Origin of the sequence: Desulfobotulus alkaliphilus (assembly GCF_007830435.1) — a bacterium.
Taxonomy (GTDB): domain Bacteria; phylum Desulfobacterota; class Desulfobacteria; order Desulfobacterales; family ASO4-4; genus Desulfobotulus; species Desulfobotulus alkaliphilus.
On sequence record NZ_VLLC01000053.1, the window covers coordinates 1 to 10,400 of the forward strand.

9 protein-coding genes are annotated in these 10,400 nt (G+C 48.1%); 3 read left to right on the forward strand and 6 right to left on the reverse strand.

All coding sequences use genetic code 11. The annotated features are described in order from the left end of the window. Nucleotides 1–320: 320 nt before the first annotated feature. From LZ24_RS16220 to LZ24_RS17415, 4 genes are all read right to left on the reverse strand, one after another. The gene (locus LZ24_RS16220; protein ID WP_144686765.1) at nucleotides 321–1,550 is read right to left on the reverse strand and encodes an Lcl C-terminal domain-containing protein; all 1,230 of its coding nucleotides are present in this window, start codon (nucleotides 1,548–1,550) and stop codon (nucleotides 321–323) included. Between the two features lie 20 nt (nucleotides 1,551–1,570). Further along, on the reverse strand, nucleotides 1,571–2,161 hold the full coding sequence (locus LZ24_RS16225; RefSeq protein ID WP_222427684.1) for a hypothetical protein: 591 nt from the start codon (nucleotides 2,159–2,161) through the stop codon (nucleotides 1,571–1,573). Between the two features lie 87 nt (nucleotides 2,162–2,248). After that, nucleotides 2,249–3,547, reverse strand: a complete 1,299-nt coding sequence (locus tag LZ24_RS16230; protein WP_144686767.1) for an MBL fold metallo-hydrolase — start codon at nucleotides 3,545–3,547, stop codon at nucleotides 2,249–2,251. A 383-nt stretch (nucleotides 3,548–3,930) separates the two neighbouring features. Continuing rightward, the gene (locus LZ24_RS17415; RefSeq protein ID WP_186443219.1) at nucleotides 3,931–4,548 is read right to left on the reverse strand and encodes a hypothetical protein; all 618 of its coding nucleotides are present in this window, start codon (nucleotides 4,546–4,548) and stop codon (nucleotides 3,931–3,933) included. 272 nt (nucleotides 4,549–4,820) lie between these two features. Here LZ24_RS17415 and LZ24_RS16240 point away from each other — a divergent pair, with 272 nt between their 5' ends. The 3 genes from LZ24_RS16240 to LZ24_RS16250 all read left to right on the forward strand — a co-directional run bounded on the left by LZ24_RS16240 (nucleotide 4,821) and on the right by LZ24_RS16250 (nucleotide 5,931). Then, nucleotides 4,821–5,081 carry a DUF4160 domain-containing protein gene (locus tag LZ24_RS16240; protein ID WP_144686768.1) on the forward strand — a complete coding sequence of 87 codons (261 nt, stop codon included), beginning with the start codon at nucleotides 4,821–4,823 and terminating at the stop codon, nucleotides 5,079–5,081. Nucleotides 5,082–5,101: 20 nt separating this feature from the next. Then, the gene (locus LZ24_RS16245) at nucleotides 5,102–5,365 is read left to right on the forward strand and encodes a DUF2442 domain-containing protein (protein WP_246118628.1); all 264 of its coding nucleotides are present in this window, start codon (nucleotides 5,102–5,104) and stop codon (nucleotides 5,363–5,365) included. Between the two features lie 167 nt (nucleotides 5,366–5,532). Then, nucleotides 5,533–5,931 (forward strand): hypothetical protein, encoded by a 399-nt coding sequence (locus tag LZ24_RS16250; RefSeq protein WP_144686770.1) that lies wholly within the window; start codon nucleotides 5,533–5,535, stop codon nucleotides 5,929–5,931. 308 nt (nucleotides 5,932–6,239) lie between these two features. Here the strand turns inward: LZ24_RS16250 and LZ24_RS16255 are convergent, their stop codons facing one another. Next, nucleotides 6,240–9,107: an ATP-binding protein gene (locus LZ24_RS16255; protein WP_144686771.1), complete on the reverse strand. Its 2,868-nt coding sequence runs from the start codon at nucleotides 9,105–9,107 to the stop codon at nucleotides 6,240–6,242. A gap of 21 nt (nucleotides 9,108–9,128) precedes the next feature. After that, nucleotides 9,129–10,145, reverse strand: a complete 1,017-nt coding sequence (locus tag LZ24_RS16260) for a hypothetical protein (RefSeq protein WP_222427685.1) — start codon at nucleotides 10,143–10,145, stop codon at nucleotides 9,129–9,131. Nucleotides 10,146–10,400 lie beyond the last annotated feature (255 nt).

Genomic DNA, 10,400 nt, shown 5'->3' on the forward strand with positions numbered 1-10,400 from the left:
TGTAGACAGGGTCGCCTGTCTCACGATTAATTTTTCCGATAAGACATCTTTTATTTCTGGGTTTTCCTTCACTATTACGATAGGAAGTTGATTCATATAGATAAGTATTGTTTCCAACTTTTTGCTTCACAATACAAGCCATATCGCCCCCTTTGTAGTAAGATGCTATTATACCTTCAAGGGGGCAAAACTAGCAGTTTTTTAAAATTTTTGAAAATTATTTTTAGCCAAAAACAACAAATAAAAACTTTAATCTCAAAGCCATACATCCAATTTTAGCACTTTGTATAACGTTTGTAGGTGTATAATTTATCGGGAATTTAGGTTAAAAAAATATCCCTGGGGCAGTCAGGAAAAACATCAGGCTCTGCAACTAAATCTGAACAGACGCTGACAGAATCTGCCCTCGTTTGCTCCTGACACGCATTGCTGCTGGCTTGCGTTTCATAGTGGCATAGAGTCTCGGCAAGGGATTGCAATTCATGGATATCCGGCAGACGCCAGTCGTTTTTCCCGGCAAAACGGCATTTACGGGCTGCCTCCATAGCTTCCTCCCAGCCATAATCCACGGGTGTTCCATTGCATCTCGACCGGTCCCATGTCTGACCAAGGGCACATCGCATCCACTGCAAGCCTGTGACTCTGTCGGTTACGGTTCCATCTCCCTTGTCCTCAAAACGGGCAATCAATGGCTGAATACGAGACCAGCACTTATTGATAATTTCCTGTCTGCATGAATCAGCAGGTGCTGGCACAGTGCAGTCCCGGTAATCAGCACAGACATCCTGTATTTTTTTTCTCTCCTTAAACCATGATTTTTCATCAGGACATTCGCGCCTGTAGATGGCAAGCAGTATTTCAAGTCCCCAATCCTTTTCTTTTATGGACAGAAGCTCTCGTATTTTTCCCCAGCAACAGTTGTATAAAAATATCTTTCTGTTATTTTTCATAACCTCTTTTTTATAGGAAAGATAAAAATCCAGTGGGTATGCAAAGGAATGGGAAAATTCAAGTGAAAGCCGTTTTACGGGTCTTGGCGGTAGATTAAAATTCCTGAGATCCAGCAAAAAGGCATCCATCTCCATAAGTTTTGAAATGAGCATCTCCAGCTTTTCCTCGGAAGAAAGGGAGGAATACGCCATTTTTTCAAGAGCAAGTTCCACATTTTGTTCCGTTATTTTTGAAGCATCCTCAAAGATATCAAGCCATATTGCTGAAGGCTGACGGGAAGGATCATCCATGCTCAGAAGGGCTTCCATATCATCTTCCCCGGTGAAGATTGATGAACATTCAAAGATATCGAGTTTTTCTGATTTTTTTTCCGATAAGATACTGGAAAAATGTGCAAGAAGTTCCTGCATGTGTGCCCTGCGTCTCGCCTCTATTCGGATTGGTTCATATGCATCACCATAAAAATCATTTTCTTGTGCTGATTCGGAAAAGAAGGCTGCAGAAGTATCCTCTTCGGCACTTGTGTTCTCCGTCTTCTTTTCTGCAGCCAGACAAAGGGAAGCTTTCATTTTTTTCTTCAGTTCAGACCATAGTGCCATATCAGCCTCCTGAGAAGGAATCAGGGTAAAAGCCTGTGCCAATACAGGTTTTTCCCATTATGTACCTCAATTGAGCCATCCATTGTTTTTCTGATAAGAATGGTATTGTTCTCAAGGGTTGGCTCCTCAAGTCTCACTGTTTCGGACACGCAATCATAGCACACGGCTTTTTCAGGCATGTCTTCAGATTTGTCCATGAGCCAGACATACCCAAGCTTTGATTTTGAGTCATAATCAATAGAATTTACAATTCTTTTCATCTCATTTGCATAGGGAAGTCTCCAGGCGGAATGGCCGGAAAACCCCTGGCTCAGATTCAGATTTGACGCACAGTTTATGGCATTCTGATATGGCTTCATTTCTTTGTACTTCACCATTGAATAAGCAAGGAAGGGGTTGTTATGGAAGACAGGCCATTCATCAGCTAAAGCACCCAAAGCCCCTGTCTTTCTTTTGTTTTCAAAAAACAAATCTCTTTTTTCCATCATTGATTTGTAACAGACACAGAAACAAAACAATACAGCCGCCGAAGCGACCCATATCAGGGGCAGCAATGCTAAAAAGATTACAATTGCCAAAGTCAATACCAGTGTAGTTTCTATATAGTCCATCAGCAGTACCTTTCTCTCATAGTTGACTGTCGCTGCCGCACAATTTTGATCATTCTGGCCCTTATGCATCAGACTCCATCCCTTTGCTTAAATGCTGAAAGCTACACCATCCACAGCCCGCAGCACCCTTCTCCCCTCAAAGACCCTCACAAAGGTATCTGCCTCAAAGGTGTGGATGGGGATAATGCTGGCCGGGTTGAGGAGGTTCACCATGTCCGAAAGTGCTTGCCTGTCTGCATGGCCGCAGGTGTGCAAATCCTTTTCATGCATCCCTTTTTCCCGGAGCATCTGAATAAAGCCCTGATACTTTTCATCCTCTTTGTATCCATCCCACATGGAATAAATGAAGGTTCCGCCTGAAAGGTTTTCAAAACTTTCAAGCATCTTATGAAAAGAAGGCCGGACCAGCATCACAAGATTTTCTGCCATTTCATCCATTTCCTCCCTTTTTATTTTAAAGGGAGCAAAGGGATACATGAACTCCCTCTCAAGGCCCTGATCCGTCATCATCCGGCACAGGCCATAGGGGAAAAAAACCTTGATTTCAGGATTCGCTTCAGAGGGTACCGGAAGATTCGAAAATCTCGACAGCCGTTTCAGGACACTTGCCGGATAAAAGTCTATGGCAAGTGTTTTTCCGGCTCTGCGACAGGCATTGAATATGGAAACAAGCCTGTCCGTATTCTGGCAGGATGTATAGACGAGATGGGGTCCGGGGCTGTCGCTGAACTCTGCGGCAAAGGCATCCTCAATCATTTTTTCCGTATCGAATTCACCTTCCCATCCAATGGCCGTTCCTTCCATGAGGAGGCAATCCACATTCTTTGGACCCTTTTCCTCAAGAAAACGGAAGGTTTCGGGTTTTCTTCCGTGTTTTCTGAAGTCTCCCGTATAAAAAAGTCTTTTTCCGCCTGAGCGAATGAGAAATCCATAGCTGTCAAAGGCGGAGTGATCCATGGGCCATGGGGTAATTTCCATATCTCCGATACAAAAAGGGACACCCGGTTCAAAATACCGTGGGTTCGGAACCCTGCACCTGTCCATGGTGAAAATCCCTGTCAGTTCAATCAGCTCCATGGAAGCAGGGCTTAGCCAGGTGGTGCAGCTTTCGTGGAACCAGGGCAGAAGGCCGTAGTGATCCTTGTGGGCGTGGGAAAGAATGAGATGGGTATCGGATGGGCCATGCACCGCAGGAACATCCGGAAGAACTCCCCTTTCAATGAGGGTTTTTGCATCCAGCCCCCGTATGCTGCGGGAATCAAAGGGGGTCTGATCCGGATTGACGAGGGGCATCCCGAAGTCAAGCAGAATATGGGTGGTTTCCGTAAAGACCTCAATGCATGTGCCACCGATTTCACCAGTTCCCCTGTGGATTTTAATTTTCATGCTGCCCTCCCAATAAAAGTATTGAATTTATGAGTGTTTTTTAATTAATATAAGTTTTTATTTATAGAAAAAGCTTATTTCCTGCTATTAAAACACATGCAAATACAAAAACCTGCGGAAGAAGAAATTTATTTTTTAAAAAATACAAAATAATTTTCCGTCCGTGACTGGGGCGTTGGGATCCGTGGTTTTGGGAGTTTCCGTGTGGATGCCCCTGCGGAGAAGATATTTGACGAGGGAGGAACGGTTGATGTTTAGGAAGCGGGACATCTTGGAGAGGTTGCCGCCGAGTTCGTTATATAAAGCCCGGAGTTCCTCGTCCGGGGAATATTCGTTTTTGGCCATAGGAGAAATTGTGAAGTTACTCAGAATATAGTGATTGTTTAGGCTGGAAATTCTCCGGGGTTGGGGTAAGGGAAGGGTTCTGGGTCTGTGTGGCTTTGGAGGCCTTTGTTCATGTATGCCTTGGTCATGTTTGAGGGTTCGTAGGAAGCGGATGCAAAGACAAAGTTGCGGCCTTTCATCTTGGTATAAAATTCGCATAGCTTGTTGGTGCTCCATGGGCCGAGGTCTATGATCTCGCCCAGGCCCGGCCATGCGTTTGTGGGGGAGGTTCCTATGAGGTAGGCCCTGCCCCTGTTGAAAGGCTTGAAGAGGATGCTATCCTGTTCATATTTATAACCCAGCTTTTTTAAGACGGGTCTGAGGCCATTATCGTTGTGGCGTCCTAAGACGAAGATGGCATCCTCTTTTACATGCTTGGCGTTGGGTTGCCCGTAGTTCTCTATGTAGAACCCTTTTATGTTGAAGTATCCGAAGCCCGCATTTTTGATATCGGCTTTGAGGAGTTGATTACGGGATTTATTTTTAGGGGTTCCTTCGAATTCATCACGGAATGCAGTGATTATACCGAGGGCGGATTCCTCTTTGTTTAGGCGTTGCCAGATTCGTGAGAAGCTGGCGGCGAAGTGTTCTGAGGCGAGAGTGTTTAGAGGTCGCATTTTATATCCTTCCTGTTTTTGGGTTAAGGGTGAGTCTTTATATCGGGCATCCCGAAGTCAAGCAGAATATGGGTGGTTTCCGTAAAGACCTCAATGCATGTGCTACCGATCTCACCATCTCCCCTGTCCTGTATGCTTTTGTAAATAATGAAGATTCATGGTATGCAGAAGAAAAAATATAATTCCGGCCCCTCAGTCCCTGTTCCCTGCTTGACAAGAATTGACAATGCAATTAATTTTAATTGTCATTTAATTTACTTTTTGGAGTGTTCATGCCAACTATTAGTGTTTTTTATGGGATTGTTATTCAGATGTTCTGGCAAGAACACCCACCTCCACATTTTCATGCTTTGTATGCTGAGTATGAAGTTTTGATCAATATTCATACTTTGGAGATTGAGAAAGGTTTTTTACCAAAACGTGCGATGGTTTTGGTTCTCGAATGGGCCAGTGAGCATCGTTCAGAATTAATGGAGGCATGGAATCAATGTGCGCAAATGCAGTCACCGCAAAAAATCGAACCTCTTTCGTAGAACCTCCTATAACGCCATCCATGCCCTGGAGGTTAAAGCATTTAGAAGCGTTGCCCGATTATCGTCTTTTTGTCCGTTTCCTTGATGGACTGGAAGGATATGTCAATATGAAACAATTTTTATTTTCGGATAGTGCTGGTGTTTTTTCCAGTTTACGAGACGATAAAATTTTTTCCAGTGCAGATCTTGTTTATGGTGCCGTTACCTGGCCTGGGGAGCTTGATCTTGCACCTGATGCCATGTATGAGCAGATAAAAGCCCATGGCGAATGGGATCTTCATTAAGCGCGCAGGGTAACTCACCGCAACCAAACCTTCGGGAGTTTAAAAATACTGATATACCGTTTGTGAAGTTCAGACTCTCGCTCTGAAGTGAAGAATCAAATTTCAATCAGGTATAGTGGCAATTTTCATCTCCCTTAGTATCCCCACTCCCCATGAAAGAGGGTGTTATGTTTCTAAAGGACATGGTAAAAGAGGAACTTGTAAAAAAGTATCCCTCTCCCAAAGATCCAATGTCTCCTGAGGATTTTACGCTTATCATTTGCGTAGATCTCATAGAAATGGATCTGTTATTCGACACCAGTTCCATAAAAACCTATGAAGATTTTTTAGCCCACGCAGAAGCTTACCTACCTGAATTCAAAGATTACGCCCCTTGGGAACTTCCCGTTTATAGGGGCACGCATTACAGAGGCGATGGCAGCGAATATATAGCCATCCCACTGGCAAACGGTAGTATCCCAATAATCCCTATCGAAAAGTACATCCTTCCCGCAGTGCCCAAGAAAAAACGAACCATCAAAGAAAAATTTTGGAGGTGGCTTTTGTGGGCCACCCCTTTGGGTTAGACGTAGAATCGAAGGGTTTGGCCATGGCGAGTGCGTCCGGGGCCAGTCCCGTGCTGTCCGGGTTTTCTAGTGTTGGGCCATTTGTAAGCGGCCTCTCTGTTATTAAGGCTTGAAGAGGATGCTATCCTGCTCGTAGTGGTAGCCCAGCTTTTTTAGGACGGGTCTGAGGCCATTATCGTTGTGGCGTCCTAAGACGAAGATGGCGTCCTCTTTTACATGCTTGGCGTTGGATTGTCCGTAGTTCTCTATGATGTAAGGCATGGACAAAATAGGGCTGAAGCTTGCGGCTTTTCGTTGGTTTTTTCCCTTCAGCCCTCATCAAACTCTGCGGCATCAAATTTGAGAACAGAGCAGTTTTCCTTAACGCTGCGCTGTATGCCCTCGTCAAAGCCATCGGTGCTTTTGGCGTGTATTTCAACGGAGATTTCCACATTCACGCCAAGTCTTGCGGTGAACTGCTGCACCACCTCATCAATCAGTACATTGAAATCCATCTTGGCCCGAACGGGGTCTAAGGAAACGGTTCCGAAGAAACTGGTTTTGGGGGAAGCCGGGCCAGGGTTTGATGAGCCTGAAGGAGAGACTGTCCGGCTTCCATTTGCGGCTCTGGCAGGGCTGTCATCCCGGAGAGGGGGGGCGGGTTCTCCTGTTCCCCCTTCTGTGGCTTCCGGCTTAAAAGTGCTGGCCTCTGCGTTTTTTCTTTCCTGATCCCTCATTTCTTCAAGGATTCTGATGGCAGCATCTTTTTGAATGAGAAGGCAGGCATCGTCCAGCATATCCAGAGAAAGGCTTCTGCCGAAACGGAAACCCACATAGCGGTTTTCGTCCCTTGCTGTGGAAAAACCAAAATAGTCTTCGCTTTCAAGGCCTCTGGCAATGCAGGAGCGCAGAACACCCTCATTGAGCAGGCGGGGAAGGTAAAGATAATGGCAGGTGTCCTGAAAGACCTTTTTGGCACTTATGGCTTCGACGCCATCCTTGAAATACCACTTTTCCAGTATGTTTTTCAGATGAATGGGAGACCATGCAGAAATCAGCCATTCTTCTTCTTTCAGTCTGGATTCAATGGCTTCGCTAAGGGCCTGGCCGGAAGATGGCAGGGAGACGGCTTCCCAGGTAAGGACAGGCTTTCCCTTGATGAAGTCTTCCATGGGGGCCATGAGCCATTTCCAGGTTTCCCGGAGCATGAGACTGAGGGTTTTATCGGCGGTGTCCCGGTTCCTTTTTGCCTGATTGAGGTGGGCGATGTCCTGATTCAGGTTGCCATCTTCAATATCTTTTACGATGGAATCCCAGGCAAGGTAGGTTTTTCCCTGATCCCGTACCCGAAGCTGGGTATCCGCATCCGGTGCAAGAAAGATCAGGCGATTCTGTTTTTGCCTTGGCTGGTCGCCCCTTTTTCGGAGAATGGCCTCGGCGGCATCACGGGCCGGACTGTTTGCGCTGCTGCTGTATCCCGCAGAGGTGGGTAGCACCACAAGGCGGGGGCCGTCACCGTAATCATCGGGAACATCGCCGGATGCTGTGAAAACATGGATGCCGGAAAAAACATGTTTGCGGCCAAAGAGGGAGGAAAGCCTTTTTTGCAAAAGGGGTTGCAGGATTTCGTTTTCGGAAATGTTTTTGATGCGGCTTTCCATTTCCCGGCGGAGATTGGGCCTTGTGTCCAGCCAGAAACGGTTTTTATCCGCATAGAGGTAGTGGAGCCTGTCCCTGAGCCTTTGCAGCACATCCTCAAAAACGCCGGGGCTTTGTCCGGGTTGGGCTGCACCCAGAAGAATGCGGTTACTTTCAAGGCCCCTCAGTCCCTGTTCTCTGCCGGAAGGGGCACTGCCCAGAAAGAGGGTGCGGGCCGTGCGGCGGGCCGCCTGTACACTGCCAAAAAGGGTGTTGCGGCTGTCCAGCTCTGCGGGTGTGGATTTTGGGCCATCCACCTCCTTTTCAATGACGGGCTCCCAGCCCTGGGGCAGGTAGTGGATGCTTTTGGTGCGGACGGCACTGATTTCCAGGGGAATGGAACCGGGCAGGATCATGGCATCGCTGTTTCCCTGTACCCAGAGATGGTGGATCACAATGGCCATGAACTGAAGAACCCCACGGGTGCGCTGGAATTTTTCTAAGGTGGACCAGTCCTCATAGAGGCGGTCAAAAATTTCCGGGTGGATGGGGTAGGAGCGGCAGAGGCGTTCCATGTATTCGCCGGACTGGGTTTCCTGGGGAAATTTGTCTGGATATTCATGGTAAAAATCAAAGAAGTGCCTGCACACCTCCCTCACCTTTTCTTCGGAGCCTGCGTTTTCAAAGAGCCTGCGCCTTACGATTTCAAAGGCTTCTTCGGCTGCCACGGGTTTCCATACAGATTCCACACGGGCAAAGTATTTTTCAAGGGAGTTCAGTGCCCTTTGTCCCATGCTGCCGCCAATTTCAAGATCGGATTCCGGCAGGGAGGCCAGGAGGATGGCGTTGGGAACGGCTTTCATGGCTTCGGTCAGGGCCTGAATAAAGCTTAGGTTGCTGTCAAAGGTGCCTGCGGCATAGTGTTTGTCCAGCTCCATCTGACGCATGAAGGCCACAAGCTCATCCAGAAGAACCACGCAGGGGGCTGCGGCCTCAAAGAGCTTTGTCAGGCTTTCCTTGCCAGGTGAAGTGCCTTCTGCGTCACTTTCTGCAACCATGGCATAACCATCTTTTCCTAAAAGCTGCCAGGCAAGCTCGCCCCAGAGGGTTGCCACCCTTTGCCCATCGTAGATTCGGGGCTTGCTTGGGGAAAATCTGTTCCCGTCGATCACCGCAATGTTAGCGCCGGGAAGGGTGAGGATGCCCGCCTCATCCAGAATGGGCGGAATCCCTTTGAGCCTGTCTGCGGGAACAAGGCTTTTTGCCAGATGGAACACGGCAATGAGGGTGTGGGTTTTACCGCCGCCAAAGGAGGTCTGGAGCTGGATAACAGGGTCGCCTCCCATACCGGAAAGCCGTTTTGCCACGGAAAGGAGAAGCAGCCTCATCCCTTCTGTGATGAAGGTTCTGGAAAAGAACTTTTCAGGGTTCTGGTATTCTTCGGGCGCTTTACCGGAAGCCACCTGGGTCAGGTCTGCGGCAAACTCGGACTGCTGAAATGTGCCTTCCAGTACATCCCTGTGGGGTTGTGCGATTTCACGCCAGGACTGTAAACGCATGGTGTTTCTCCTTTCATGGCATCAGACTTCAAATTCCATCTGTGTACCGCTGTGGCCGATGCGGTGGGATTCTTGCAGAATGGCAGGCCATGAGGTGATCAGCTCGTTGTAGGCCTGGGCTTCTTCTGCCCATTTTTTGCGCTCGCAGAGGGTGTAAAGGTGATAGGCCAACTGGCGGATGGGTTCTCCCTTTTCCGGCATCAGGGCAAGCAGGGCTGCGGATGCGCTTTCTCCTTTGGTTTTGAGGCAGAGAACCATCTGATGGCAGGCTTCCCATGCGGGGGTGCGCTTGTCTTTTTGGGGGTTCCAGTCTTCGGGGTATTCTTTCCAGGTGAAGAGGCGAACCTTACCGGAGGAAGCCTCCAGCACCCCGGCCTCCTTCAGGCCTTCAACACTGGTGCCCTTGGCACGGGAAAGGGTGTCTGCTTCGCCAAAGGCACCGGACTGCCAGCCGTACTGATCAAACCAGGCGGCGCAGAAGAGGGTGTCTGGATCATAGTTGCCGGAATCCGGGGTGAGAAAGTCCGTGATGGCCTGATTGATCATGACAAGGGCATCCTGAACGGCCATGGGGCTGCCGTCCTGGGTGAGGACAGCCTGATAACGGGAAAAGAGGGCCATACCCGGCCCGATGGCGGACTGGGCCAGATCCACGGGGGCAATGGGGTTTCTTCCGCTTTTGCCGCCGATCATGGTTTCCAGGGCTTCGGGCATTTCTTCCCGGAGAAGGCGCTGGAACTCCCTGCGGGAGATGCTTTCCGCATTTTTGGGCCGCTTGCGGCAGACCAGAACAATGGAAGAGGCCAGGGCGTTGGTGCCTATGCCGATACTGCGACCACTGCGTTCAGTTCTTACGGGCCATGTTCCCTGAATGGCAAAGCCTGCACAGAGAACCGCCTCCAGGAAGGTGACCCAGCCTGTGCTGCTGGTGCTGCCTTCTTTGGTCTCGGACTGTTTGAAGGCGTAATAGATGGTCACGGGAAAGGCGGGGTGGGCCTGTTCCGCCAGCCTTGCGATGGCCCTTTTCATACCTTCCATCCTAAATTCCCGATAAATTATACACCTACAAACGTTATACAAAGTGCTAAAATTGGATGTATGGCTTTGAGATTAAAGTTTTTATTTGTTGTTTTTGGCTAAAAATAATTTTCAAAAATTTTAAAAAACTGCTAGTTTTGCCCCCTTGAAGGTATAATAACATCTTACTACAAAGGGGGCGATATGGCTTGTATTGTGAAGCAAAAAGTTGGAAACAATACTTATCTATATGAATCAACTTCCTATCGTAATAGT

Coding starts and splice junctions, on each gene's coding strand:
- LZ24_RS17415 (WP_186443219.1), bottom strand. CDS start 4,548: ATGCGACCTCTAAACACTCTCGCCTCAGAACACTTCGCCGCCAGCTTC.
- LZ24_RS16230 (WP_144686767.1), bottom strand. CDS start 3,547: ATGAAAATTAAAATCCACAGGGGAACTGGTGAAATCGGTGGCACATGC.
- LZ24_RS16255 (WP_144686771.1), bottom strand. CDS start 9,107: ATGCGTTTACAGTCCTGGCGTGAAATCGCACAACCCCACAGGGATGTA.
- LZ24_RS16250 (WP_144686770.1), top strand. CDS start 5,533: ATGTTTCTAAAGGACATGGTAAAAGAGGAACTTGTAAAAAAGTATCCC.
- LZ24_RS16240 (WP_144686768.1), top strand. CDS start 4,821: ATGCCAACTATTAGTGTTTTTTATGGGATTGTTATTCAGATGTTCTGG.
- LZ24_RS16220 (WP_144686765.1), bottom strand. CDS start 1,550: ATGGCACTATGGTCTGAACTGAAGAAAAAAATGAAAGCTTCCCTTTGT.
- LZ24_RS16260 (WP_222427685.1), bottom strand. CDS start 10,145: ATGGAAGGTATGAAAAGGGCCATCGCAAGGCTGGCGGAACAGGCCCAC.
- LZ24_RS16245 (WP_246118628.1), top strand. CDS start 5,102: ATGCCCTGGAGGTTAAAGCATTTAGAAGCGTTGCCCGATTATCGTCTT.
- LZ24_RS16225 (WP_222427684.1), bottom strand. CDS start 2,161: ATGGACTATATAGAAACTACACTGGTATTGACTTTGGCAATTGTAATC.